22 protein-coding genes are annotated in these 26,175 nt (G+C 39.0%); 16 read left to right on the top strand and 6 right to left on the bottom strand.

Annotation, left to right across the window (positions count from 1 at the left end; all coding sequences use genetic code 11):
- A partial coding sequence (locus M3089_RS14650) for a hypothetical protein (RefSeq protein ID WP_249084935.1) occupies positions 1 to 203 on the top strand: 203 nt, incomplete at its 5' end.
- Between the two features lie 193 nt (positions 204 to 396).
- Here the strand turns inward: M3089_RS14650 and M3089_RS14645 are convergent.
- Together M3089_RS14645 and M3089_RS14640 are read right to left on the bottom strand one after the other, a co-directional pair.
- Positions 397 to 705 carry a helix-turn-helix domain-containing protein gene (locus M3089_RS14645; RefSeq protein WP_249084933.1) on the bottom strand — a complete coding sequence of 103 codons (309 nt, stop codon included), beginning with the start codon at positions 703 to 705 and terminating at the stop codon, positions 397 to 399.
- A 40-nt stretch (positions 706 to 745) separates the two neighbouring features.
- A complete protein-coding gene (locus tag M3089_RS14640; RefSeq protein WP_249084931.1) occupies positions 746 to 1,057 on the bottom strand; it encodes a helix-turn-helix domain-containing protein in 312 nt (103 codons plus the stop codon).
- A gap of 462 nt (positions 1,058 to 1,519) precedes the next feature.
- On the opposite strand from M3089_RS14640, the gene M3089_RS14635 reads away from it, so the two are divergent.
- The 8 genes from M3089_RS14635 (at position 1,520) to M3089_RS14600 (ending at position 10,866) form a co-directional block, all read left to right on the top strand.
- Positions 1,520 to 1,984 (top strand): DUF3408 domain-containing protein, encoded by a 465-nt coding sequence (locus M3089_RS14635; protein ID WP_249084929.1) that lies wholly within the window; start codon positions 1,520 to 1,522, stop codon positions 1,982 to 1,984.
- Between the two features lie 228 nt (positions 1,985 to 2,212).
- Positions 2,213 to 2,587 (top strand): plasmid mobilization protein, encoded by a 375-nt coding sequence (locus M3089_RS14630; protein ID WP_249084927.1) that lies wholly within the window; start codon positions 2,213 to 2,215, stop codon positions 2,585 to 2,587.
- On the top strand, positions 2,584 to 3,513 hold the full coding sequence (locus tag M3089_RS14625) for a relaxase/mobilization nuclease domain-containing protein (RefSeq protein ID WP_249084925.1): 930 nt from the start codon (positions 2,584 to 2,586) through the stop codon (positions 3,511 to 3,513). The genes M3089_RS14630 and M3089_RS14625 overlap by 4 nt, the downstream gene beginning before the upstream one ends.
- Before the next feature lie 49 nt (positions 3,514 to 3,562).
- Positions 3,563 to 4,336, top strand: a complete 774-nt coding sequence (locus M3089_RS14620) for a hypothetical protein (RefSeq protein WP_249084923.1) — start codon at positions 3,563 to 3,565, stop codon at positions 4,334 to 4,336.
- Positions 4,337 to 4,340: 4 nt separating this feature from the next.
- Positions 4,341 to 5,543 carry a site-specific integrase gene (locus M3089_RS14615; RefSeq protein ID WP_249084921.1) on the top strand — a complete coding sequence of 401 codons (1,203 nt, stop codon included), beginning with the start codon at positions 4,341 to 4,343 and terminating at the stop codon, positions 5,541 to 5,543.
- A gap of 240 nt (positions 5,544 to 5,783) precedes the next feature.
- Complete coding sequence (locus tag M3089_RS14610) at positions 5,784 to 6,431, top strand: restriction endonuclease subunit M (protein ID WP_249084919.1); 648 nt, start codon at positions 5,784 to 5,786, stop codon at positions 6,429 to 6,431.
- Positions 6,421 to 7,953: an Eco57I restriction-modification methylase domain-containing protein gene (locus tag M3089_RS14605; RefSeq protein WP_249084916.1), complete on the top strand. Its 1,533-nt coding sequence runs from the start codon at positions 6,421 to 6,423 to the stop codon at positions 7,951 to 7,953. Before M3089_RS14610 ends, M3089_RS14605 begins: the two co-directional genes overlap by 11 nt.
- A 3-nt stretch (positions 7,954 to 7,956) precedes the next feature.
- Positions 7,957 to 10,866 (top strand): GIY-YIG nuclease family protein, encoded by a 2,910-nt coding sequence (locus tag M3089_RS14600; RefSeq protein WP_249084915.1) that lies wholly within the window; start codon positions 7,957 to 7,959, stop codon positions 10,864 to 10,866.
- Positions 10,867 to 10,880: 14 nt separating this feature from the next.
- Here the strand turns inward: M3089_RS14600 and M3089_RS14595 are convergent, their stop codons facing one another.
- The 3 genes from M3089_RS14595 to M3089_RS14585 all read right to left on the bottom strand — a co-directional run bounded on the left by M3089_RS14595 (position 10,881) and on the right by M3089_RS14585 (position 16,214).
- Positions 10,881 to 14,171 carry an SMEK domain-containing protein gene (locus M3089_RS14595; RefSeq protein WP_249084913.1) on the bottom strand — a complete coding sequence of 1,097 codons (3,291 nt, stop codon included), beginning with the start codon at positions 14,169 to 14,171 and terminating at the stop codon, positions 10,881 to 10,883.
- Positions 14,172 to 14,544: 373 nt separating this feature from the next.
- Complete coding sequence (locus M3089_RS14590; RefSeq protein ID WP_249084911.1) at positions 14,545 to 15,654, bottom strand: site-specific integrase; 1,110 nt, start codon at positions 15,652 to 15,654, stop codon at positions 14,545 to 14,547.
- Positions 15,651 to 16,214 carry a helix-turn-helix transcriptional regulator gene (locus M3089_RS14585; protein WP_044064329.1) on the bottom strand — a complete coding sequence of 188 codons (564 nt, stop codon included), beginning with the start codon at positions 16,212 to 16,214 and terminating at the stop codon, positions 15,651 to 15,653. Before M3089_RS14585 ends, M3089_RS14590 begins: the two co-directional genes overlap by 4 nt.
- A 532-nt stretch (positions 16,215 to 16,746) precedes the next feature.
- On the opposite strand from M3089_RS14585, the gene M3089_RS14580 reads away from it, so the two are divergent.
- The 7 genes from M3089_RS14580 to M3089_RS14550 all read left to right on the top strand — a co-directional run bounded on the left by M3089_RS14580 (position 16,747) and on the right by M3089_RS14550 (position 25,420).
- Entirely contained in the window at positions 16,747 to 17,511 is a 765-nt protein-coding gene (locus M3089_RS14580; protein ID WP_249084909.1) for a hypothetical protein, read from the top strand.
- An 89-nt stretch (positions 17,512 to 17,600) separates the two neighbouring features.
- Positions 17,601 to 17,798: a helix-turn-helix transcriptional regulator gene (locus tag M3089_RS14575; protein ID WP_249084907.1), complete on the top strand. Its 198-nt coding sequence runs from the start codon at positions 17,601 to 17,603 to the stop codon at positions 17,796 to 17,798.
- 13 nt (positions 17,799 to 17,811) lie between these two features.
- Positions 17,812 to 20,982: an HsdR family type I site-specific deoxyribonuclease gene (locus M3089_RS14570; RefSeq protein WP_249084906.1), complete on the top strand. Its 3,171-nt coding sequence runs from the start codon at positions 17,812 to 17,814 to the stop codon at positions 20,980 to 20,982.
- The gene (locus M3089_RS14565) at positions 20,983 to 22,641 is read left to right on the top strand and encodes an HsdM family class I SAM-dependent methyltransferase (protein ID WP_249084905.1); all 1,659 of its coding nucleotides are present in this window, start codon (positions 20,983 to 20,985) and stop codon (positions 22,639 to 22,641) included. It abuts the gene before it with no gap.
- Between the two features lie 5 nt (positions 22,642 to 22,646).
- Entirely contained in the window at positions 22,647 to 23,648 is a 1,002-nt protein-coding gene (locus tag M3089_RS14560) for a virulence RhuM family protein (RefSeq protein WP_249084903.1), read from the top strand.
- 81 nt (positions 23,649 to 23,729) lie between these two features.
- Positions 23,730 to 24,101: a hypothetical protein gene (locus M3089_RS14555; protein ID WP_249084901.1), complete on the top strand. Its 372-nt coding sequence runs from the start codon at positions 23,730 to 23,732 to the stop codon at positions 24,099 to 24,101.
- 2 nt (positions 24,102 to 24,103) lie between these two features.
- The gene (locus M3089_RS14550; RefSeq protein WP_249084900.1) at positions 24,104 to 25,420 is read left to right on the top strand and encodes a restriction endonuclease subunit S; all 1,317 of its coding nucleotides are present in this window, start codon (positions 24,104 to 24,106) and stop codon (positions 25,418 to 25,420) included.
- On the opposite strand, the gene M3089_RS14545 is transcribed toward M3089_RS14550, so the two are convergent.
- On the bottom strand, positions 25,344 to 25,946 hold the full coding sequence (locus tag M3089_RS14545) for a restriction endonuclease subunit S (protein ID WP_249084898.1): 603 nt from the start codon (positions 25,944 to 25,946) through the stop codon (positions 25,344 to 25,346). The genes M3089_RS14550 and M3089_RS14545 overlap by 77 nt on opposite strands.
- Between the last annotated feature and the right edge of the window lie 229 nt (positions 25,947 to 26,175).

Genomic DNA, 26,175 nt, shown 5'->3' with positions numbered 1-26,175 from the left:
TATTATCTCATAAAATATTTCATCAGTCGCCTATTTCCTCGCCGTCCATAGAAGTTAGTACAGACTCTATTGAAAGCGAAAAGGTCGAGCGGCTTTGCCGTTTCGGGCAGAATCTTCCTCTTTCAGAGCGTATTCAGCCCGAAAACCTTTTCCCTTTCACGTCTGTACAATGGACGCCAACGGCAGCGGAAACAAGCGACTGACGGAAAAGTCAGAAGAAAAAGATAAAACAGCATATAGATTGGTTCAAATAGGGCCTAATACTTATATGCTGTTTTTTTATCATTTTGGAAAGGCTTTTTTTTTAGAAACACAAATTAAACGGGCAGGCGGTCAACTGCGCTCCCTCCAGAAAAATCAAAATCCCTACGTGTCCTTTGTGGAGTGTTTGGAGTGTCAGCTTCTTTTGTATCTGTACGCCTCCTTGTACCCTTTCATCAGTGTCTTTTCTATGTCGGAAGCCCGGTAGAGAATCTTGCCGCCTACCTGTGTATAAGGCAAAATGCCGTTGTTGCGGTAGTCCTGCAAGGTTCTCCGGCTCACTTTCAGCAGATATGCCACTTCCTTGTCCGTCAGCAGTTCATCTCCATAGGCAGACGGTTGCCGTTTCTCCAACACCCTTTCGAGCAGGGCCAGCAACCTGTCGAAATTCGAGTGGAACGTCTTTACCCACTCGTGGTTCTTTTCTCTGATTTCATTACTCATACGCGTTTGATATTGGTTATACATTATTCTTGAAACTCGTTCAAATGGTCTTGCCTTTCCAACGGGCTTCCTTGCGTTTGTCCTCCACGTTACCGACTACCCGCTCCACATCGTCAGGACGGTAGTAAGTCCGGTTCCCTATTTTGGTAAAGGCAAGCGTCCCGTTATCCCTCAAGGTCTGCAGGGTTCTCGGACTGATACGCAACCTGCGGCAGACCTCGTGGTTGTCCATCCATTCACTTGTTTCCTTGTCGCCGTGTTCACGGCACAGGCTTTCCACCCGCTGAACGAAACGATCCAACTTGGCGGCAATCTCCTCGAAAGTCCTTTTTTCAAAGCTGATGATTTCCATTGTCTACATTATTTTCAGTTAAACATATATTCAAAAATCCGGAACAGAATAGGTCTTTTACAGCCGATATTCCATCATGTATCATTGTCCTATTCTCGGCTGGAAACGTGACCGTTTTCCCTGTTCCCACTGCAAATAAAAGCAGTAGGAATCACACTGCAATGGATTTTCAGACCGGTGACGATGCGTTGCCCGGAATGACATCATGTTACATATCAACTGCATACAATGAGCCTTCTTTATAAACGGAATCCGCTTGAATAATCCGGTATGGAAGAATCACTCCGGCAAATCACGGCAGGCAGCACCGACCGCCCAATCTATATTGTGCATAGGGTAACATAATTGCCACGGTATCTCCATTTGCTTGATTCTGTTTACTATACACATTTCCTTTGCTCACGACAACGAGTCAAGGTGCGCACCGAGACCAGTGAGTAAACCGATTAAAATTAAAAATGTATGGTAACAAAAAAGAAATTGACCAAAGAAGAATGGGAGGCCATGACAGGTACGGACATGTCATTCATACTCCCGTCAGATGGCAGCATTGAAACTGCCATGGAATCATCCTTGAATGATACCGGAAAAGAGAAGTCAGAAGGCACGGTAGAACAGACCGACACCACATCCGAGTTCCAACAACCATCAACCGGAAAAGAGGAAGCAGTTCTCTCGTCTCAACGTCGTATAAGCAGCAGGCAGAGGAAACTTTCTCTGGACGAATACCGGAAAGCTTTTCTTCAGGTGCCGAGAATCGAAGACCGCAAGCCCGTGTTCGTAAGTGGTGAGGTACGTGACAGGCTGGACGAGTTTGTCCGCAGGTTGGGAGGACGCAAAATGAGTGTTTCCGGACTGCTTGAGAACATCGCCCGGCAGCATCTTGAAATCTATTCGGAAGACTTCGAGCAGTGGAGAAAGCTGTGACATTTCCCGGAATGACAGACTTGCTTACTGACTACAGTCATTACAGTATTCAGACAGTCAGTAGCCGACCTGAGGGGGTAATGGACAAAACTTCAGTTTTGGGAGTTAGCGAGGTTATCTTTCGGGCATCCTGAAAACCTCGCTCCACTCTCGAAGAGTGGAGGCAATCCGCTCCCGGTGGTCGCAGATTGTGAGAAAAAGAATAATCAGAAATCAAACGAAGAAAATATGAATGACAGAAAGAAAAATAGACCGAGGGGACGCCCCAGAGTAAGCGGAGTGTGCAAACTCAGCAAAGCCGTTACAGTGAAATTCTCCAAGATAGACTATGAACGGTTGTGCCGACGCAGCAGACAGGCTAACCTCACGCTGGCGGAATTTCTCCGCACATCAGCCTTTGAGACAACGATAACGGCCAGGCACTCGACCGAAGAGACTGCCGTCATACGCAGCCTTACGGGTATGGCGAACAACCTGAACCAGCTGACTCGTCTGTCCCATCAGGCCGGATTTCACCGTACCCAAAGGACGGTGACGGAACTCCTGCAGAAGCTCAAGGAGATTATTGTCCGGTACAGGTACGGAGAAAGGAGGCCGTCATGATTGGCAAGATCAAGAAAGGGAAATCCTTCGGCGGCTGTATCCGTTACGTGATGGGCAAGGACAACGCGGAAATCATCGACTCCGACGGCGTACTGCTGGAAAATATCCGGGAAATAACGGCCAGTTTCAACTACCAGCGTGAGCTTAATCCGAAGATAAAACAGCCAGTCGGGCATATCGCATTGAGCTTCAAGCCGGAGGACAAGGCACTGCTGACGGACGAGTTTATGGCTAAAATAGCCCGGGAATACATGGACCTGATGGGGATAAAAAACACTCAGTTTATTCTGGTAAGACACCATAACACGGACAATCCGCACTGCCACTTGGTCTATAACCGCATCGGGTATGATGGCAAGGTAATCTCTTCCCAAGGCGATTACAAGCGTAACGAGATTGCCACAAAACTGCTTAAGGACAGGTACGGGTTGACATACGCCGAGGGAAAGGGCAAGACTAACGTGGAGAAACTCCATGCTTCGGAACGTGTAAAATACGAAATCTTCAATGCCGTCAAGGCAGCTTTGAAGCGCTCCGGAACATGGAAAGAGTTCAACGATTACCTGCTTCGTCGGGGCATCAGGCTGGAATTTGTAAAGCGTACCAGGGAGATAAAAAGGCCGGAGGACATACAAGGAATCCGGTTCACCAAAGACGGGAAGACCTTCAAGGCTTCACAGATCAGCCGGGAGTTCAGCTTTGCCAGACTGAATGCCCGGCTGGGTTGGAAGACTTCTGAATCTCAACAGGAATCCGAACGTAAGGTGCAGCAAAGAATACCGGACGGAGGCTATCTTCTCGAAAGTACAGGACTTGGACTGTTCAGTCCGACAAACGGTACCACTCCCGAAGAGCCGTTACCTCAGGAAGAGCTCTTGCGCAGACGCAGGAAGAAGAGACAAAAAAGGAAAGGTTTCGGATTGTAGTCCGTCCTTTCCCATTCAAATTATTCATGAACATTAAAATTACAGGAATATGAAAATGGAAGAATATATCGAGAGCATCTTCGGATGCCTGGAAAGAATCGAGAACAAAATCAACGGGTTGTCCGTCCCATTGCCGGAAAGCAACAGCCCGACAGTTAACAATGAAAAGGAAAAGGATGAGTCCGTGCTGAATGAAGTCCGGAAAGGTCATGAGACATTTCGCAAATTGTTGGCTCGCGTGTACGAAGGTCTTGCCGCCATCAAGAACGATATGGTTTCCATGGACAGGAAAAACTCGTCACAGGAAAGACTTGGGCAGGTCTTGTCGGAAATGCGTAATGAACAGCGGCAGAACCAGGAGAAAGTGGAAAACCTGTTTTGTGAGACCAATAACACAATCAGGAAGAATGCCGTCAAGACAAGCAACATCAACCATCATTTCAGTCTGAGCATAAAATCCCCGTACATCCTTGGGTGTTTTTCCGTGATGTTCGCGGCAATCGTGGCCCTGTCCGTGGCTCTTTATTTTTCGGCGAGAACAGATAACGAGCAGGCCGATAATGATCTGAAGTACCGTTATGTCAAGATGAAAGGAGAGGCTACCCCCGAGCAACTCGTGGAACTTGAGAACCTCTTTGGGCCGAACCGGGATAACGAACGGATAGAACAGATGCGTGAGGATGTGGAAGCCTACGAGGAAGCGGTACGGAGACAGGCTACCCTGACCGAGCAGGCACGGCTGAAAGAACAGGCCGCAAAAGAACTGGACAGCAAGGCGAAGTCCATCAAGGTCAAGTCTATTACGGACGAACCTAAAAAGTAAGCCCATGGCCAGTGTCAAAGTGAAATTCAGACCTTCCACCATAGAGGGAAAGGAAGGCACCATCTATTATCAGATTATCCAGAACCGTGTAATCCGTCAGTTAAAGACGGATTACCGGATATTTACTAACGAATGGAACGAAGTTGGAAGCTGTATCATTGTCAGTAATTCAGAACGAAGCAACCTGCTTCTTTCCTTGCAGGAACGCTTGGAGTGGGACCTGAAACGGCTGGACATGATTGTCCACCAATTGGAAAATCGGAAAGGGACATATACAGCAGATGATATTGTCGCTTCTTTTCAGAACAATACAGAGGGACAGTCGCTTTTCAACTTCATGCAAGGCATCATAGCCCGTCTCAAACAGATGGGCAAGATACGCACGGCTGAAAATTATTCCTGCACCCTGAAAAGTTTCATGCAGTTCAGACAGGATCGGGACATTCTGCTGTCCGAAATTGATTCGGACTTGATGCAGCTTTATGAAGCTTACCTTCATGGAAAAGGAGCCGTACGGAATACCAGTTCATTCTACATACGCATCCTTCGGGCGGTATATAACCGTGCCCTGGAAAAGGAACTGATGGAACAGCGCAATCCTTTCAGGCATGTCTATACGGGAGTGGACAAGACCGTCAAGCGTGCCGTTCCCTTATCCGCCATCAAGCGTATGAAGAATCTGGATCTGTCCTTACAGCCTAATCTGGAATTTGCAAGGGACATGTTCCTGTTCAGTTTCTATACCCGTGGCATGTCGTTCATAGATATGGCTCACCTGAAAAAGAAAGATCTTCAGAACGGCTTCTTATCGTATCGCAGACGAAAGACCGGGCAGCAGCTGGTCATCAAGTGGGAAAAATGTATGCAGGAGATTGTCGGCAAATACCCGGAAGACAGCCTCAGTCCTTATCTTTTGCCGGTATTGAAATATCCTTTTAAGGATACGCACAAGCATTACAGGAATGTCATGTCCGGAATAAACAGGAACCAGAAAGAAATAGCCAGACTGGCCGATATATCCTTTCCTCTGAGTATGTACTGTGCCCGTCATTCATGGGCAAGCGCAGCCAAAGGCAAGAACATTCCGATTTCGGTTATCAGTGAAGGAAGGGGACATGATTCCGAGGCGACCACACAAATTTATCTGGCCACATTGGACAACTCCATAGTAGATAAAGCCAACGCTCAGATATTAAGGGATTTGTAGGGGCATATGAAGTGTTTAGTAAAACTACTCCATTCTATGTAAGAGAGATATAATTTGTTGCGAAATTACACAAAATATAGCAATTATCATTATTTAAGAGCCAATAAAAGCACATTACAGTGTTCAAAAACATAGAATTGTTTATCAGATTCGATTTTTGAGACTTAAACAACAGTTGATAACCAGGATATTCCATCTGTCATACTACCTCTTACATAGAGAGACTCAGCAAGATGGAATATGAGTCAGATAAAGTCTAAAGAAAGAGTTGCACAACGAGGTGAAGTATTCACAGCAGAGCGTGAAGTAAACGCAATGTTGGACCTTGTAAAAAATGAGTGTTTGAGACCGGATTCCCGATTTCTGGAACCAGCTTGTGGTGACGGGAATTTCCTTTCTGCCATACTCAGACGTAAACTCACAGAATTAAGAAGAAAATATAAGAAGAGTCCTCATGATTATGAGAGACAAGCAATAGTGGCAATAGGAAGTCTATATGGAATAGACATAATGGACGACAATGTTTTGGCATGTCGTAAACGTCTTTTTTCCATCTGGGATGAAGAATATACTGCCCTTTGCAAAACAGAATCTTCGGATGACACTCGTCAGGCTGCAAAATTTATTATCAGTCGTAATATCATAAACGGCAATGCTCTGACTTTAATGTGTGTTGATAATGAAGGTAATGACACCTCTGTTCCTATAGTGTTCTCTGAATGGACCCTTATAGGCAATACCCAAATGCAGCGTTCCGATTATACAATGTCAAGTCTTCTTGGTAAAGAAAGTAATCTTTTTTCTTTATCTGGTGTACAGCAGGAAGGCGGAATATTCTTAAGGAGATATATTACTCACTATAAAAAGGTTCAGGATTATGGAGAATAGCTTGTTTCAAAATGCCTATAATCCGGACGTACTATCGTGTATAGCAAATCTTAGCAGTGATGAGGTATTCACTCCTCCGGAATTGGCTAACAAGATTATTGATATGCTGCCACAAGAGTTGTTTGAAAATCCCGATACGACATTCTTGGATCCTTGCTGCAAAAGTGGTGTGTTTTTACGGGAAATCGCAAAGAGACTGATAAAAGGGCTTGAACAGCAAATTCCTGACCTTGAAAAGCGTATAGAACATATATTTTCAAAGCAACTCTTTGGCATTGCCATTACAGAACTCACAAGTTTACTTTCCCGTCGAAGTGTTTATTGTAGTAAATATCCGAGTGGAGAGTTTTCGGTATATCAGTTCCCTGAAGAAAAATCTCAAGGAAATATAATCTTCCAACGTATTAAACATACTTGGAAAGATGGCAAATGCACCTATTGCGGGGCTTCGCAAAATGAATATGATCGTGGGGCTGAACTTGAAAATCATGCTTACCAATTTATCCACAACTTAGATGTAAATAAAGTATTCAATATGAAATTTGACGTGATTATAGGCAATCCCCCTTATCAAATGAGTGATGGAGGCGGGACAGGTTCAAGTGCTATGCCAATATATCATAAGTTTATAATTAATGCAAAAAAACTAAAGCCTCATTATCTAACAATGATTATACCTTCCAGATGGTTTACAGGGGGAAAAGGTTTGGATGAATTTAGAGATGAAATGCTTCATGATGAGCATATCAGAGAAATACATGATTTTGGAAATGCAAATGATTGTTTTCCTGGCGTTGCCATTGAAGGAGGCGTGTGTTACTTTTTATGGGACCGAGATCAAAAAGGATTATGTAAGGTTTATTCCCATTCACAAAACCAAATTACAGCCATATCAGAACGCCCTCTTCTGGAAAAAGGTGCAGATGTATTTATCAGGTACAATGAAGTAATCTCAATTATTCGAAAAGTTGCATCTTTCAATGAAGAAAGTTTTTCTCAACTTGTTAGTCCAAGAAATCCGTATTATTTCCGATCTCCATTTGTCGAAAGTAAAAAAGCTATCAACACATGCAAAGTTTTTGGAGTAGAAGGTGGAAAAAGACAATATAAGAATATTGATAAATCATTTATTGGAAGAAACAAAGATGAACTGGATAAGTATAAAATATTTATCTCTAAAGCAGATGGAGCAGCAGGACAAATAGGTTATCCCGTTCCAGCCAGAATATTAGGGAAGTCTGAAATCGCAGGTAAAAATACTGCTTGCACAGAAACATTTTTAAGAATTGGTCCATTTGGCAGTGAACAAGAGTGTAAGAATGTGAAGTCATATATAGAGACAAAATTTTTCAGATGCCTTGTAGGTGCTAGAAAAAATAATAATATGACTCAAAGTACGTACTCTTTTGTCCCTATTCAAGATTTCTCAAAATCTTGGACTGATAAGGAACTTTACGAGAAATACAATCTAACCCAAAATGAAATTGATTTTATTGAATCAATGATTACATCAATGGAGTAAATTATGGAACATAACTTCTTTCCCCAACGACCTGCTGTTACTCCTACAATATATGCCTACAGATTGCCTGGAGTAGATTCACATAAAGGATATTTGAAAATCGGATATACAGAACGTACTGCCAAAGAGCGTATAGAGGAACAACTTCACACAAGCAAAATCAAGTATGAGATTGTATTAGTGAAGTCAGCAATGGCTAATGACAGATCTTGTTTTACAGATAAGGACATACACAAGATTCTTGAAAGCAAAGGATGTCATCGACTGAATCCTCTTGACAAAACCGATGAGTGGTTCAAGTGTTCAGTATCTGATGTTGAAGCTGCTATATTATCCCTTCGTACAGGGTCAGACAATGTTGAGAACAGAACACAGAATTTCACGATGCGTCCTGAACAGTTTCGTGCCGTAGAACAGACTAAAAAATATTATGATCAGGCACTCAAAGAAGAACCTGGTCGCACACCAAAGTTCTTGTGGAATGCAAAAATGCGTTTCGGGAAAACATTTGCCAGTTATCAGCTGGCAAAGAAAATGGGTTTGTCACGGATTTTAATCCTCACATTCAAACCTGCTGTAGAATCGGCCTGGAGAGAAGACCTTATATCTCATATTGATTTTGAAGGGTGGCAGTACATATCCAATAAAGATGCACGCAACAATAATCTGAATATTGACCAGGAGTTTAATCGTGTGGATAAATCAAGGCCCATTGTCGTTTTTGGTTCGTTTCAGGATTTGCTTGGCACAAACGAAAGTGGAGGAATAAAAACCAAAAATGAGTTTATCCATTCGACAAATTGGGATTTGGTAATATTTGACGAATATCACTTCGGAGCCTGGAAAGAGAGGGCGAAGGAATTGTTTGAAAAGGAGGATGAAGAAAATGAGGTAGATTTTGATGCGGAAAAATATCAGAAAGATGAAGCAAGCAATGCCATCAATGAAACATGGCTTCCTATTTCAACACGATATTATCTGTTTCTCTCAGGAACACCATTCAGAGCCATCAATACCGGAGAATTTATAGAGGAGCAGATCTTTAACTGGACTTATTCTGATGAGCAGCGAGCTAAAACGGAATGGAAAGGTAACGGTAATCCGTATATAGCCCTGCCACGAATGGTAATGCTTACTTACCGTATGCCTGATGAAATACAGGAAGTAGCAAAGCAAGGTGAGTTTGATGAGTTTGACCTGAATGTGTTTTTCGCAGCAGAAGGCAAAGGTGTAAATGCCAGATTCAAATATGAGAACGAGGTACAGAAATGGCTGAATCTTATTCGTGGTTCATACCTCCCGGCTAGTATAGATGATATGAAGTTAGGACAGGATAAACGCCCTCCAATGCCATTCAGTGATACTCGATTACTCAATGTACTTTCACACACAATTTGGTTTCTACCTAATGTCGCATCTTGTTTTGCTATGGCAAATCTGCTTGCTCAACGGCAAAACAAATTTTACCATGATTACAAAGTAACAGTATGTGCTGGAACTGCAGCCGGAATCGGTCTGGATGCTTTGTATCCGGTTCTGGCGAATATGGGAGATCCTCTTAGGACAAAAACAATAACACTGACTTGTGGCAAACTGACAACAGGTGTTACCGTGAAGCCTTGGACTGGAATATTCATGCTGCGAAATCTGAAAAGTCCGGAAACATATTTTCAGGCAGCATTTAGAGTTCAAAGTCCATGGGAAGTAAAGGATGAGGATGGAAAGCGTATCATAATGAAAAATGAATGTTATGTCTTTGACTTTGCCCTTGACAGAGCCTTGCGACAAATATCTGATTACAGTTGCAGGCTGGATATCAACGAGTCTAATCCAGAGGCGAAAGTCGGTGAATTCATAAAATTCCTTCCTGTATTGGCTTATGATGGAAGCAGCATGAAGGAAGTTGATGCACAAGACATCTTGGATATCGCTTTGGCAGGAACTTCGGCTACGCTGTTGGCAAAACGGTGGGAATCAGCCCTGCTTGTAAATGTAGACAATGATACACTGAAACGTTTGCTTGCAAGTCCTGAAGCCATGAAAGCCTTGATGAATATAGAAGGATTCCGTAACCTGAACAATGACCTTACTACCATCATCAATAAATCCGAAACCGTTAAAAAGGCAAAGAAAGAAAATCCCAATCCAACCCCAAAGGAGAAAAAGGAAATTTCTGATGAGGAAAAGGAAATGAAGAGTAAACGCAAACAGATTCAAGAGAAACTGATAAAGTTTGCTACTCGTATTCCCATATTTATGTATTTGACTGACTACCGTGAAAGATGCCTGAAGGATGTCATTACACAGTTGGAGCCAGGACTGTTCAAGAAAGTTACAGGTTTAAGTGTTGAGGACTTTAATATGCTCTGTTCACTCGGTGTATTTAATGCACCGCTGATGAACGACGCTATCTTCAAATTCAAACGCTATGAAGATGCGAGTCTGACATATACTGGTATCAATAGGCATATAGCAGACGAAGTAGGTGGCTGGGATACTACCATTCGCAAGGAGCAGTATGAAAAACTCTTCTACAATCAGCAATCCTCAATGATAAAGGTAGATTCTGATTCCTATTCAAGAGGTACTGAAACAATCAATAAAAAACAAACTGAACAAGGAACAACAAAGACCTTACAACCTAATTCTATACCAATTGTACAATCTCACCCTGTAAATGAGCCCACTACTACGAAGTCACCATCTGTGCAATCAACGAAAGAAGATAGTGATCTCAAGAAACAACTTGAGAAATTAGCGGTTGACAGTACTGTAGTTCATAAGAAGTTTGGCAAAGGAACGGTTGTAAAAATCAATAAGAATGAGAAGTTTATCTATGTCAGATTTGCATTAGGAGAAAAGAAATTCATGTTTCCCAGTGCTTTTTTGAGTGGATTCTTAAAGATAATGTAATTGTAAATGATATCTCAAATTATTCTATATAAAATTGTCCTACATTCATTTTTCGTTTTTGAAGATTCTATCTTATTGTACTCTTTAATCGCTAAAGATAACATTTCTTTATCCTTGAATTTTGGATTAATAAGTTTTAATAAAAATAGCTTATCGAAAATATTTAATGAAGAAGATTTTATGGATCCTTCATAAGAAGTTAAATTAAAAGATATTTCTGTTTTAACGGAATATCCATTTTTATTAAAATTTGTTTTTATCCAATGCAGAATGTTTTCGTTTATTGAACCATCTTTAAAAAGATGTGATAATGCATATATTACAGCTTTATTTTGATTAATACATGTAGACCAATGAATTGTATCATAATATCTCATTAATAGAGATAATTCATTATCATTATGGATTATAATTTCTTTCGATTTTGTTTTATTTGCTGATATAATCATATCGCAAAATTCAATAACGGAAGCTGTAGACGTCCCAAAGAATGGTTCTAAGTTTTCGTAATTAAACGGATAATCAATAATGACAACTTCATCATTGTGTATTATAGCATATGACAAATCATTTTCTTGCCTTTTATAAATATTTATATCATTAAAAGTTAGTATTGGATAATCTTCTATCTTTAAAGACTTATAATTTTCAAGTTTAGCTATATGGTTTTCAATTTGAGTCAAATCAAAGCTAGGATAATTTGCTTTAATTGCTTTATAATATGTTTTAATATTATCTACATCTCCCATACCCCATGAAAATACATAGAAATCTATAAGGCCTTTTTTTATTTCAGGATCATTAATTAAGCTTATAGATAATAGCCAATCATCTAAATTTTCCTTAAAACAGCAAACGTATTGTATTGGTAAATTATTTATATGTGTTTGTGAATATTTTGGAGAGTTTATGTAGTTAATTATTTCAGAACGGAACAATTCTGTTTTAACAATATTGGCAACAGGGAAAACCGTACTATAGTTAAACATGTAAGCTTTTAGCTCTTCTTGATTTGATGCTAATATAAATAACAATTTTGTATGCACAGCAGAAATATCAGAAGCACTCATAAGGATATAAACAAGCCTCTTGGAAAGTGTAGAATGTGGCTGAGATTGCAATATTTCATATATTCTTTCAAGTAAATATTCCTGATAAATAGTGGCTTGAAGAAGTAAATTTACGCAGTAATTATATATAAATGCTGGATGGTCATTTTCGTTTTTATCATCAAATGATAAACAATCTAAAATTTCATCAATGATCTTTTTAAGAATCTCAAAGTCCACCTCGACGTCTTCATTTAATATTTGACATACAATATTTAAACGGCGATTGATTTCAGGAATTACATCACTTGTATTTAAAATGTCAGTTATAAACTTTGTTGCATGATTTCGTCCCAACCTGCTTGGTTCATTTATTTTAAATAGTGACGCTGTTAATTTAATGATTTCAGTCCAATTAGAATTGTAAATATAGTCGCTTAAATTATTGTTTATACTTCCTTCTTTCCATCTTGTATTAAACTCTATAGCTGCAAAATATTCTTGAAAAGTAAGGTGTACAAAACCAAATAAGGCTTCTCCATTTTCGGCTAGTCCTTTCTCAAATAAAAAACCTGCATCTTCCCTTAAAAAAGAGATTATATCATTTATATCATGCTTTAATTCTTTTTGGGGTATATACGGATATATCTTTGAATATTCACAAGTTAATATATCTCTTAATTCTTTTTCTGGAATTAAACCGGATGAATAGTGTTCATGAATATGAAAGGCTACTATAGCTAATAGTTCAATAAGTATTTCTTTATCTATATTGTTTTTCTCGTTTGCCCTAAGCTTTACCCAATTATCCAAAAGTGTCGATGTTGCTATTTCATAAAGAGATACCCGTTTTTCTGGTAATTTATTTCCTTGATAATATATTAATGCGATAATTGTTATCAACAAAGGATTGCATGCAAGCCTGTAGACTGATTCGTTTTGTTTTATAGAAAGATATAATTTTTTCGCTTCCCCAGAGACAATTTCAAGACTATTGTTTGAATATGAAGAGATTGATGAATACCAGTTATTTAAAAACAAGTATATCTGTTTATCAGAAAACTTATCAACCTCAAAATGAAAAAAGTAACTACTTAATCGAGTTTCTTTATAACCAACGATTCTAGAGGATACGATAATTTTTATTTCTGGATATTGGGCAATAAAAGAATTAATTCTTTCTACAATATTATGTCTTTGATTTGTTATATTAATTTCATCTAATCCGTCTATTAGCACAATCAATTTATTGTTTTCTAAACTTTCTGAAAATAATAATCCATATTTAGTATTAATATCAATAATAAATTCAGACAAACTTCGTCCTTTGTCTGAAAGATATTTCGCATATTCTGTTGCCTTTATATATATTGGAATATATGCTTGTAATTGATAGCTATCTGTTCTATGTGCACATATAGTATATGCCAAATATTTCAAAGTAGTGGATTTTCCTGATCCAGGATCACCTAAGATAACAATCTTTTCAAAATTAGTTAGTGCTGTAATAATATCATATGAAATTCGCTTCTCTTTAGGCAATATCTCTTCTGCATTATTTGAAAAATCAAATTTAAATTTTAAAGGAACATATATCTTATCTATATTTAACCGAACTAAAGTATTATTTACTCGAGGAGAAAAACCCTTAATATGAATATAAGAGTAAAGATTTGTGATGTATTGATCATATTCATATAAACCTTTACAATATAAATCCCATTTATCAAACTCTTTTTTATTATCTGCAAATTGTGTTTCTAGCAATTTACATACATTTGTTATCTTTTGAATATCATTTTGAGCATTTAATATTTTGTATAAATCTGTTTTATCGATAATACATTCTGTAGTAAATCTAATCTTATTTTCGATTATTTCATCTATAGAGTTCTGTTTATTTTTTTTCTGTTTCTCTGTTATTATATATACGTATAGAGTATCAAACTTTTTATATAAATTATTTGAGATAAAACCTGATAATGTATTCTTGATTTTATCTAAATTAGAGGTAGACGTTACCTGTATAGCTAGCCTTTTATCATAATCTCTAAGATCAATACTTGGATAAGTCTTTCCTTCTTCATAATTGATATTTTTTAAATTGCAGTCATATATGATATTTAGGATATTAATTAGGATATTTTCAGCATGAATATTTATACTGAATTCTCCATTTGAATTTAATATCTTGACTTGTTCTGTAAACCGAGAAAGTAATTGTGATATTCTAAATAAGAGTTTCTGTTGATTCATGAAGATTATCTTTTTATAGTTGAGAAAAATTCTAAATTCTTTTTCAAATAGTATAATATTACTATTCAACAGTTACAATTGAAATATAATACTCAGTATAGATAAGTCTGATGTTCAGAACTATCTTCTTCATTATCATATTGTCATTGTTTTACTGGCTTTCACAAAGGTATAAAACTTTAATGAAGCTCAATATGTTTATTGTATTTATTTTATAGGTATGCTTTGTATATTGATTTAATATCTTATCTTTGTCGCATAGAATATGCGTTTTTTGAGATAATGCAAAACAAGATAGAATACAGAACTTGGCTCGTTTCTAAATCGTTACCTATTTAAAATTAGAACCTTGCAATTTGTTCATTTTCAATTATTAAGAATAACTGTAATGCCTAAAGCAGTGGAAAGTGATGTGTTTCGTAATGCCTGATGCTTCAACCCATTTCTTGATAGGTCTATTTATCCAAGAAGGATTCTGTAAACCTTCAAAAACAAGGCGGTCGGCATCTCCACGTTCACCACAAAGTTGATAGGCCTGGTTTGAGATGGGCATATATTCAACCCCTTTGGTTTTTTGCTGTGTGAACAGAAGTCGATAGTGCTCTTCATCCTTCACCACATCACGCCATTTCAATTGCTTGATATCGCAATGCCGCAGTCCGGTTAGGGCAGAGAACAAGGCTGCTCTTTTAAGAATATCACTATCGCATGGAGTAGAGGCGAGCTGATTCAGTTCGTACAAAGTCAGATATTCCCGTTGGCTCTCTTCGAAGTCTATGTTCTTCACTTTAGCCGCAAGGTCAATTGTCAGGTAGCCATCTATAAAAGCTTGATGGAGTCCTGCCTTGAATATTGAGAAATAAGTTGAAGCTGTGTTAGCTGATATTGTGCCGGATTTTCCACCACCCATGGGTGCGTTGATAAGAAAATCCTTGTAATCTTCAATAAGGGGTAAATTGATACTGCCAAATAGAAGTGGCTTGCCATCTGTATATAGCTTCATCAATGCTAATTCTCTTTCCCAGTTCACTTGAATTGACTTTGAGCTGTTTTTGTGGCGTTTCTCCATCAGGTCTTCAAAATACTTAATGAAATCACACTTCGCTCTTTCGTTCTGTGCTGCCTGTTCAGCCTCGGTGTCTGTATATAATGACTGATTATCATATTCATGCTGACGAAGGTCACGAACCTTGTCTGCAAATATGCAGGCTTCCTGATCCTTTTGGGTACGGCACATGATGATTCCGTTTGCATCGCGTTTGGGCCGGTAATATGCTTTACCATCAGGCAAAGTTCTTCCTGAACTATTCTTATCAAAGATAGGAGTAGTAATAAAACGGCCAAGTGGTTCATGCTTACGGAGAGGTTTTTTCTTACCAGGCTCAAAGACAGGAAAACTTTCAATGAGCAATGACCACTGCTCCTTGTATTCAGATTTGCGGAGTATTACTTTGAATACCGTGCGCTTCATAGGAGTCTTCATAGTTTGATGGATTTGTAGAGTTTGTCGATTTCTGATTTTGGAGCGTAAACATAGTTACCTATCTGTCGGGTAGGGATGGAGAACTTGCGGATATGAGCCCATACGGATGAATCATGAATCCTGAACTTCTTCGAGATTTCTCCTATGGTATAGCAATTCTCTGGTTCCATGTTGTATGTTTTTGGTATAGGCTTCTTGGCAGCCTTCCGCACTTTCTTCCTCAGTTCGTAACGCTCATCCAAATCAGAACGTTTCAGCCTTAGCTGACGTTGGCCGAGATTAACGGCCGGAAGTTTCTTTAATCGAATGTCACGATACAATGTACTACGTTCAACGCAGTACATTGCTATTGCCTCTGCTGCTGTTAGATACTCCTTGATGTCTGGAATTTCCTTCGCCATCTGCTCATACTTCTTTTCCTTCTCTTCCTGAGCCTTTTTCCTCTTAGAGGCTACAGCGGAACAGTTGTGAGAACAATACACAGCATCAATGGTGCGAATCTCAAAGATGGTTCCGCATATAGGGCACTTCCTTCGGATATGATAATTTGCCTTTGCCATTTCTTACATATAATAAGGTATATGTCTTTAAGTTTAACTTCGTCAACCTTTAAGTCGCGTGAACGATTTGGCGCAAATTTACGATAAAAATCCGAAATCAGAGCCAAATACACAAAGTTTAACAAAATAAAAATCGGTGCAACTCAATGAGTTACACCGATTCGCTTATTATTGTTTATTGCTGTTTATCAGCCTTACTTCACTTCCTCAAATATAATACATACTGATTATTAGCTATTTATATTTTTATGGTACAAATATGGATTGTTTTAATGAGTGTGCATTGAATGGATAAGCATTGAGAGCATAAAAAGAATCTTCAACTCACCGAAAGAAAGATTTACATTTATTTAACTATCTCAATTTTGCCCGATTTTATTTAGCACTTGTTAGCCGTTTTTGCAGATGGTATGCAGATGTTAGCCAAAATGCCACAAAATGAGATTATTGCCTTTCGCATGCTTATTTTTGTCTTTCGTTTTTTATGAAAATGTGTTATACCTTTGCAAAACAATCATAGATAAAAATAGTTATGAAGCAAAGACGACATACATTTCAGGCTTTGGCAATAGAAGTGGTGACAGTGCTTCTTGCGTCAATAATATCATTCCCTTTGAGTGATGTTATTGGCGTGCAATTAAGTTTTATCCCCTTTGTCATGGTCGCTTGTTATGTTGCTCTCAAATTCATCTATCACATTTGCATTTTTCTGTCGGCGCATATAATTGCTATAGTAGCACTATTGCGCCAAAACTCAATGCTGTCCAACAAACAGACCAAAGAAGAATATGCCTTTGCCAATACCTCGTCTGCAACAGACAACAATGATGTTCTAATGAAGCGGATGGAGCTATTCCATTACGAGTACCAACATGAGGAACGACAATATCTTCAACAAAAAGAAAAGGAAGAAGACGAAAAACTGCAAGCCGTATTGCAATACACTCGAAACACATTCCGAAGATTAGATTTTAATGAGGATGAGATTTTCCAAATATGCGAATGCGTCCGATACTTTGTCACCAATCGGCAAGCACTCACAACAACGAGAATCCACATTAAAAGGCGCGCTGCTGTTACTCAGATTTCATTAAAGAACTTCGCTTGGAATATTGCGTTTCAATATAATATCGGTCGAGATGTTACGGCTCAATTTGTGATGCAGACATTTCACGAATGGTTTGCTAATTCTACGATTGATACCATCAGGAAGAATTTGCGCACAACAACGGGAAATCATAAGATTAAAATTGATGAACATATTGTTTCTATCACTCCGAAGCCAAAGTCATCCTGAATCAGTTATATAACATTAAATATTTACTCACAAAGCATATATTTCGCCCAAAATCACTATTTTTGCATTAAAAGCATTATGTTGACGGTATGGAAGATTTGAATCAATTAAAGCTCGTATTGGTTAAAAAGAAGAAAACCAACAAATGGCTGGCAGAACAATTAGGAGTAAATCAAACAACGGTTTCTAAGTGGTGTACAAATACCACACAGCCGGATTTGGCGACTTTGAAACGTATTTCAGAATTGTTGGAAGTCAATGTGAGTGAGATTATAAACTTCAAATAAAAGAGGACTGACTATGAGCAATACGAAGTTTAATGAAAATACAAGAGTACAAGTTCCGGCTGCACTTCATTTGTGCAAGTTAGGCTATACTTACTTGGATAACATTTGCGCATACGATACCAAGACGAACATTCTGATAGACATTTTCCTAAAAGCAGTGAAACGTCTTAATCCAGGAATGTCTGGGTCAGATGCATCTTTGTTATTTTCTAAAATTGTCAACATTGCAAATAATGACGATTTGGGACGTGAGTTTTATCAGTTGTTGTCTGCCAACAGTGGTATAAAACTTATTGATTTTGAAAATCCTGACAATAATGATTGGCACGTTACCACAGAATTTACCTGTGAGAATGAAGATACGGAAGACGAGTTCCGACCGGACATTACGTGCTTTGTTAACGGTTTACCGCTTGCTTTTATCGAGGTCAAAAAGCCTAACAACCATGAAGGGATTTTGGCGGAAAGGGAACGCATAAACAAACGTATGAGCAAATCTTGCTTCCGCCGTTTCTTTAATGTTACGCAACTAATGATTTTCTCAAATAATCAGGAGTATGACACAGAAAATCGTGTGCCAATACAAGGTGCTTTCTATTGTTGCACCGCAAAAGAAAAAGCTTTTTTCAATGTTTTTCGTGAAGAAAACAAGCAGTATGTAACGGAATACCCTTATCAAACCATTACAGATGACACTGAATATAAGGTTTTGAAGCACCGTAATTGTGTGGTCATCAAAAATCTTCAAGAATACCAAACGAATAAGTCTGTCACCACACCTACGAACCGCATCATAACTTCCATGTTGAGCAAAGAACGATTCCTGTTTTTACTTCGTTATGGAATTGCATACGTGGAACGTAAAATAGAATTAGATGACGGTACACAAGGCACGGAGTTGCAGAAGCACATTATGCGCTATCAGCAGATGTTTGCTTCATATGCCATTCGTAAGACGCTTGCAAGCGGCATCAAGAGTGGTATTATTTGGCATACACAGGGGAGTGGAAAAACAGCCCTTGCTTATTACAATGTGAAATTCCTGACAGATTATTTTGCCAAGCGTGATGTTGTGGCCAAATTCTACTTTATTGTAGACCGTATCGATTTAATGGAACAGGCTTCCGATGAATTTGCCGCTCGTGGCTTAATTGTCCATAATGCCAAAAGTCGTGATGAACTGATGCAAGACATTTCAAATCGGGATATTATTAACAACAACGAAGGCAAATTGGAAATAACAGTTGTCAACATCCAAAAGTTTAAGGAAGACAAGGCAAAAGTAAATGTTGATGACAGTTATAATACACGACTTCAACGTATATTTTTCATAGACGAAGCGCATCGTGGCTATAACCCCACAGGCAGTTTCTTGGCAAATCTATTAGAAGCAGACAAAAATGCGGTAAAGATAGCTCTGACCGGAACGCCACTTCTAAAAGAGGAACGTGAATCTTGGCGTGTTTTCGGTGATTACATACACACATATTATTACGATAAATCCATCGCCGATGGCTATACCTGTAAGCTCATGCGAGAGCCAGTGGAAACTATCTATAAAGAGAAAATTGAAAATATCCTTGATAAGCTGGCAGGTGAGGTAGAAGTCAAGAAATCAGATGTTGACCGTAATAAAATTATGGAGCATGACAGCTACCTTAATGCATTGCTTGACTATATAATTTCAGACTTCCGACGTTTCCGTAAAGAACAAAACGATGAAATGGTTGGAGCAATGATTGTGTGCAGAACAAACCCGCAGGCAAGGGAACTGTACCGACTTTGGCAAGAACGATTCAGTTATGCAAATAAAATCAATCAGCAAAGAGAAATACAAGTAGGCATTGCTGCCGAGCCTATGCTTCAATATGGGAACTACAAGCCACTGGTTGCATCACTTATATTGCATGACGAAGGTGATAAAACAGAACGAAAAGAGTATATTGAGGGCTTCAAGAAGTTGCAGGAGGTAGATGTCCTTATTGTAAACAAGATGCTTCTGACTGGCTTTGATGCGCCACGTTTAAAGAAGTTGTATTTGGGGCGTTCTCTTGATGGGCATGATTTATTGCAAGCACTCACAAGAGTAAATCGACCCTATCGTGATTTCAAGTACGGCTATGTGGTGGACTTCGTGAACATCAAGGAGAACTTTGATGCTACCAACGACCGTTATTTACGTGAATTGAACCGCACTTCTGACGAATCAGGAGAACCACATACCGAGAATATAGCCAACGACATTTTGGTTAGTAAGGAAGATGTTGAAGCCAAGATAAAAGAGGTAAAGAGCGTTCTTTTCAATTTCACAACCGACAACATGGAGGAATTTCGCAAGGAGATTGATGAGATTGAGAGCAAAGACAGTCTGTACGAATTACGGAATGTCCTTTCTGATGCCAAGGCTATCATTAACCAAGTACGTTCTTTTGGCGACGAGGAAACCAAGAAGAAACTTGCTTCGCTACCTTTAGGCACAATACCAACGCTTATAACAGAGGTCACCCACCGCATTGAACGTATTAACTTGTTTGAAAACACTGAACACAAGGCAGATGTTTCAGGTATCATCAATGTGGCATTGTCAGAATTGGAGTTCGAGTTTAAGAAAGGTATTCCAGAAGAATTGCGCATCATTGTAAATGATATTCGTGAACGGTGTGAGCGAGTTCAAGCGGAATTTGAGGCCAACTTTGATACGAAGGAAGATAGATATGTCATTCTTGCTGATGAGTTTAGAGAATATTTCCGCAAAAAGGGTTTTGTTCCGCAAACTACGGAAGAAGCGAAAGCAAGCATTCGATATATGGACGAAGTAATGAAGAAGATTCGTGAAATAAATCGTAGAAACAATGTTCTAAAACGTAAATATAAAGGGGATGAACGTTTTGTCCGTATACATAAACGTATTGAGGAACAAAATCAAAAACGTGAACGCCCCATCATTTCATCACAAGAATATGAGATTGCCGAAAATTTGGCAAAGATGAAAGACGAGATTGACAGGAGGTTATTCCTTGACATCAACATACTTGACAATGTTCCAGCTTTCCAACAAGATGTGTTGGCGATTATCGGCAAAGAACTTTTGAGTATGAATATACGAGCAGAACTTAAAGACCGCAAATATATCAACAATTTGATAACAACAGAATATTTACAACAACGTAATTACGCATATTAAATGAGCAACATCAATATATCCGAGGCTACCATTGCCCTGATTGATTCTTTGAAAAGTACAACCAGTGCTTTTGGATTGGCTGGTACAGGAAGCGAGTATAAGATTGTAACGGAAATGTTCCTTTACAAATTCTTCAATGACAAGTTTGGTTATGAAGCCAAGCGCGACCCAATGTACGGTGAACGATTATCGAAAGCTGAAAAATGGGATGCCGAGTATGACACTTTTACCGAAGATGAGGTGGAAGATTTATTTAGCTATTTGTCTCATTCTGTACCTCGTTTGAAGCCTGAACATACTTTGTCGCATTTGTACAATTCAGCCACAAAGGGTGACTTTTCCACGTTGCTTGATGCTACATTGGAAGATATAGCTTCACTCAATGCCGAAACTTTCTCGGTCACAACATCTGGTAAAAGCAAGGTAAACATTTTCTTCCCACTGACCACGTATGTTACCGATACACAGAAACGGGATGAGTTCGCTAAGTCCTTGATGCGCAACGTTGCATCATTCAACTTTGAAGAAGTATTTGGAGAAAAATATGATTTCTTCTCACGCATTTTTGAGCATCTGCTTAAAGGTTTCAATAATGCCGGTGGTGGCAAGTATGCAGAGTATTATACTCCACGTGCTATTGCGCAAGTGATGGCACGCCTTTTAGTCGGGGATAATTCCGACTTACGGGGCGTAACTTGTTATGACCCGGCTGCCGGAACGGGCACATTGCTTATGGCTCTTGCCCACCAAATAGGTGAAGACCGTTGTTCTATCTTCTCGCAAGACATTTCAGAGAAATCTACAGAAATGCTGCGGCTTAATCTTATTCTTAATAATTTTGCAGCATCTTTACCTAACGTGGTGCAAGGCAATACGCTTACCGAACCGTCACACAAGGAAAGCAACGGTGTATTGCGCAAATTTGATTTCGTCGTTTCCAATCCACCTTTCAAACTCGATTTTCCAGAATACCGTGATACTTTGGCCACTGATACAATACGTTTTTGGGCTGGAGTTCCTAATCCTGTCAAAAAAGTAGACCCGTCAAAACCTAAAATGGCTATATATACTTGCTTCATACAGCACGTGCTTAATTCATTGAAACCTACCGGAAAAGCAGCTGTCGTTATTCCAACAGGTTTCATTACGGCTAAAAGTGGAGTTGAAAAACGTATTTTGCAGCGCATCGTTGATGAGCATTGGGTGTATGGTGTTGTTTCAATGCCAAGCAACGTCTTTGCAACTACAGGCACAAACGTGTCTGTCATCTTCTTTGACAAGTCAGCCAATCACGATAAGGTTATTCTGATTGATGCAAGTAAGTTAGGCGAAGAATACAAAGAGGGGAATAACCAGAAACGCCGTCTTCGCAATTACGAAGTTGACAAAATCGTCAATACGTTTCAACACAAGGAGGCAGTGGAGGACTTCTCCGTTGCCGTAACTTACGATGAAATAAAAGAGAAAGGTTACAGCCTTTCTGCCGGACAATATTTCGACATAAAGATTGACTATGTTGACATTACCGAAAAAGAGTTCAACAACCGTATGGCGGAATATAAACGAACTCTGGCAGAACAGTTTGCCGAAAGCCATCGGTTGGAAGAAGAAATAATGAAGCAGCTTGACAGCCTTCAATTTAATGACATTAAAGAATAAAGGTCATGGCAGCAGAAATACAGTTCTTGCTTTATAATATGCCCGACGAAGAGGGCAAGGTGCAGGTTGTTATCAAGGACGATACGATTTGGTGTACCCAAAAGGCAATGGCACAACTCTTTGGCATTGATAAATCAGGCATTAGTCGCCACATAGCAAACATATATAAAGACGGAGAATTGTCTCCCGATACGACAGTTGCAAAAATTGCAACCGTCGTAAATAGAGGCATAAGAGGGGAAGTTGAAGAGTTGGTTGACTTCTACAATCTTGATATGATTATCTCTGTTGGTTATCGTGTAAATTCCGCAAAAGCCACCCGTTTCCGCCAATGGGCAACCAAAATCCTCAACGAGTATATCCGTAAAGGTTTCGTGCTGGATGATGAAAGGCTAAAGCAAGGAGCGGCTGTGTTCGGCAAGGATTATTTCCGCGAGTTGCTTGAAAGGGTACGTTCCATCCGTGCGAGTGAACGGCGCATTTGGCAACAGATAACGGACATTTATGCCGAATGCAGTACAGACTACGACCGTAACTCTCCCACAACAAAAGAGTTTTACGCAATGGTGCAAAACCGCTTCCACTATGCCATTACAGGGCAGACTGCCGCAGAAATCATCTATACCAAGGCAGACCATACCAAAGAACACATGGGACTGACCACATGGAAAAACTCTCCCAATGGGCGAATACTCAAATCTGACGTTTCAATAGCAAAGAACTATTTGGATGAGAAACAAATCCGGCAATTAGAGCGCACGGTGAGTGGCTATTTTGACTATATTGAAGACCTCATTGAGCGCGAAAACACATTTAACATGAAGCAATTTGCAGCAAGTGTCAACGAGTTTCTTGCTTTCCGCCGTTACCAGATACTTCCCGATAAAGGGCGTATTTCTGCCGCACAAGCAAAGGCAAAAGCAGAAAGCGAGTACGACATTTTTAATCGTACACAGCGTATCGATTCAGATTTTGATAAGGAGGTAAGAGATATGTTGGGAGAATAGCAAAAGCCTACAACGTAAGCTTGTATAGGCAGCAAATTTAATCCTTGATTTTCAAGTCGAATTTTCAGAATAAAAGTTACAATGGATTCAAAATGTCAAAGTCCAGACAATTACGATAGCTTGTTAGAGGGAATAAAAGGCATTGTCGACCAAATGGAAAAACTTTCGGATTTGGCCGTGGTTCAATATACACCATTAGTAAACGACATCTGTAGTCGTAAGGCCACCCGTAACGAGGTTGAATTGTTGTTTGATTATATGTTCGGTTTCCTCGGCAATGAGCGTATGTTGCAACTATTCAAGCAAGTATGTCGTCATTATTTTTACATTTATCCAAGTTCGGTACATTCCTACATACTGGATTATCGCAAAGAGTATGACCCGGAAAGTTTGAAAGGCACTCAATATGAGTATCTTTTGAATGAAGATGAAGAATTAGAAAATAACGAGTAACTATGATGGAATTGAAGAAATATAAGAGAAAACGTATCGTACCTCAGGGTTGGAAGTGCATAAAACTTTCGGATGAATTTGAAACTTCATCTGGTGCAACTCCTTTGACTACGGAGAAAGAATTTTATGAAAACGGTGATATTCCTTGGATTAATAGTGGAGAACTCTCTTCGCCGTATATATATAAAGCAACTAATTTTATAACGCAAAAAGGTTATGAGAGTTCAAGCACCAAGTTATATCCCATAGATACAGTCCTTGTAGCCATGTATGGGGCAACAGCTGGGAAAGCATCATTGCTTAAAATCGAAGCATGTACCAATCAAGCCATTTGCGCTATTCTCCCTAACCCACATTATAGTTCGAGCTTCCTAAAATATAACATAGATACACTCTATGAATATTTAATTGGACTTAGCTCTGGTTCCGCAAGGGATAATCTTTCACAGGTAGGCATTGGAGAGCTAAAACTAATAATGCCAAAGACAAAAGAAGAACAAGAGAGGTTAGTTTCAATTTTAACTTGCATTGACCGTAAGATAGAACTTAATCGTCAGATAAATGATAATTTAGAGAAGATGGCTAAGCAGCTTTACGACTATTGGTTCGTACAGTTCGATTTTCCCGATGAGAACGGACGGCCTTATAAGTCGAGTGGCGGAGCAATGGTGTGGAATGAAAAGTTGAAACGAGAGATTCCTTTAAATTGGATTGTTTTATCTGTAAATAATATTGCGTCAAGTATTCGTGGAGTATCTTACGCAAAAGAAGATATGGTTGATTCTAATCTCGGAGTATTGGTTTTACGCGGTAATAATATCCAAGATAATCATTTAATATATGATAACAATGCTGCTTACATTCCAAAAACATTTGTATCTGAAGAACAGCACATTCAACCACTGGATATTATAATGACAATGTCAAGTGGAAGTAAAGAACATATTGGGAAATGTGCTATGTTCCAATTTGCATCAAAAGATACATTCGGTGCATTCCTGACAAAATTCACAGCTAAGGCACATTATGCATATTTGCTTTTTAATTTATTCAATAGCCAATATTTTAAGGAGAAAATAAAAAGTATAGCGTGCGGTACAGGTATCAATAATTTAACAAACCAAACATTTGATGAAATATATATGGCAGTGCCACAGGATAATGTGCTATTGGAATTTGATAAAAGACAGTCACAGATATTCTCGGAGATTGGCTTGTTTGAAGAAAACAACCTGAAACTCACTAAACTGCGCGACGAGCTCCTGCCTCTCTTGATGAATGGTCAAGTATCTCTAAATTATCATTTATCTGACGATTAAGCGCAATTTTATTATCAATATCCGTTAAAATGCGGCCTATCTTTATCTGATTTTCAAGATTGGGAATCCAAACAGTGCAATCCATAATTTTGTCAGGAGAGGTATGCCGTATTTTTGTTTGCTGGGCAGCGGCACTAAGCTGTTGTCTGACAAGTTTTGATGATATGAGATAGTAGCAAAAATTAGAATCTATACGACCTTCTTTGCATCGTACCAATGCAACATCCTGACTTTGAATATATCTTCCACTTTCAGGAATACGGGCAGTTGTACCGAGCAGCCCTACGGATTGCTCGGTAAGCGGAGTTATGATGTCGCCTTTCTTTAAGATAAACTCATCTTTGACGCTCCCTGTAAAGTATAAGTCCGTCTTTGACGTGTTTTCTTTGAAACCGCCACCATTCATATTGAAATTGCCAAGTGTCAAACGGATGAATTCACCTTCTTCCGCATAGTATTGGCCTGATAAACTCATACCACGAGTAACCTCTACCAACTCGCCTAATTTATGCTTAGTCAGATTCATTATGCAATAATTTTATTGCAAAGTTACTCTTTTTATTGAAGAAATTACAACTGTTAAGCGAAAATGAGTTCTGCATTTTGATATATACCTATATGCAATAAAAAGGCTCGTTGAGTCAACGGTTCTACGTTTGTACTATTTCGCATTTTAATATGGCACGTTTTGGACTACGAAACGTGTCGTTTTATACGATCAAACAGCACGTTTTGCAACAGATTGAATACCAATA

Source organism: Marseilla massiliensis (assembly GCF_023336985.1).
Lineage (GTDB): Bacteria > Bacteroidota > Bacteroidia > Bacteroidales > Bacteroidaceae > Prevotella > Prevotella intestinigallinarum.
This window is presented reverse-complemented; position numbering and strand designations above follow the sequence as displayed.

Bases quoted from the DNA above. Each gene is read 5' to 3' on its own strand.
- M3089_RS14645 (WP_249084933.1), bottom strand. From the start codon at position 705: ATGAGTAATGAAATCAGAGAAAAGAACCACGAGTGGGTAAAGACGTTC.
- M3089_RS14640 (WP_249084931.1), bottom strand. From the start codon at position 1,057: ATGGAAATCATCAGCTTTGAAAAAAGGACTTTCGAGGAGATTGCCGCC.
- M3089_RS14635 (WP_249084929.1), top strand. From the start codon at position 1,520: ATGGTAACAAAAAAGAAATTGACCAAAGAAGAATGGGAGGCCATGACA.
- M3089_RS14630 (WP_249084927.1), top strand. From the start codon at position 2,213: ATGAATGACAGAAAGAAAAATAGACCGAGGGGACGCCCCAGAGTAAGC.
- M3089_RS14625 (WP_249084925.1), top strand. From the start codon at position 2,584: ATGATTGGCAAGATCAAGAAAGGGAAATCCTTCGGCGGCTGTATCCGT.
- M3089_RS14620 (WP_249084923.1), top strand. From the start codon at position 3,563: ATGAAAATGGAAGAATATATCGAGAGCATCTTCGGATGCCTGGAAAGA.
- M3089_RS14615 (WP_249084921.1), top strand. From the start codon at position 4,341: ATGGCCAGTGTCAAAGTGAAATTCAGACCTTCCACCATAGAGGGAAAG.
- M3089_RS14610 (WP_249084919.1), top strand. From the start codon at position 5,784: ATGAGTCAGATAAAGTCTAAAGAAAGAGTTGCACAACGAGGTGAAGTA.
- M3089_RS14605 (WP_249084916.1), top strand. From the start codon at position 6,421: ATGGAGAATAGCTTGTTTCAAAATGCCTATAATCCGGACGTACTATCG.
- M3089_RS14600 (WP_249084915.1), top strand. From the start codon at position 7,957: ATGGAACATAACTTCTTTCCCCAACGACCTGCTGTTACTCCTACAATA.
- M3089_RS14595 (WP_249084913.1), bottom strand. From the start codon at position 14,171: ATGAATCAACAGAAACTCTTATTTAGAATATCACAATTACTTTCTCGG.
- M3089_RS14590 (WP_249084911.1), bottom strand. From the start codon at position 15,654: ATGAAGACTCCTATGAAGCGCACGGTATTCAAAGTAATACTCCGCAAA.
- M3089_RS14585 (WP_044064329.1), bottom strand. From the start codon at position 16,214: ATGGCAAAGGCAAATTATCATATCCGAAGGAAGTGCCCTATATGCGGA.
- M3089_RS14580 (WP_249084909.1), top strand. From the start codon at position 16,747: ATGAAGCAAAGACGACATACATTTCAGGCTTTGGCAATAGAAGTGGTG.
- M3089_RS14575 (WP_249084907.1), top strand. From the start codon at position 17,601: ATGGAAGATTTGAATCAATTAAAGCTCGTATTGGTTAAAAAGAAGAAA.
- M3089_RS14570 (WP_249084906.1), top strand. From the start codon at position 17,812: ATGAGCAATACGAAGTTTAATGAAAATACAAGAGTACAAGTTCCGGCT.
- M3089_RS14565 (WP_249084905.1), top strand. From the start codon at position 20,983: ATGAGCAACATCAATATATCCGAGGCTACCATTGCCCTGATTGATTCT.
- M3089_RS14560 (WP_249084903.1), top strand. From the start codon at position 22,647: ATGGCAGCAGAAATACAGTTCTTGCTTTATAATATGCCCGACGAAGAG.
- M3089_RS14555 (WP_249084901.1), top strand. From the start codon at position 23,730: ATGGATTCAAAATGTCAAAGTCCAGACAATTACGATAGCTTGTTAGAG.
- M3089_RS14550 (WP_249084900.1), top strand. From the start codon at position 24,104: ATGATGGAATTGAAGAAATATAAGAGAAAACGTATCGTACCTCAGGGT.
- M3089_RS14545 (WP_249084898.1), bottom strand. From the start codon at position 25,946: ATGAATCTGACTAAGCATAAATTAGGCGAGTTGGTAGAGGTTACTCGT.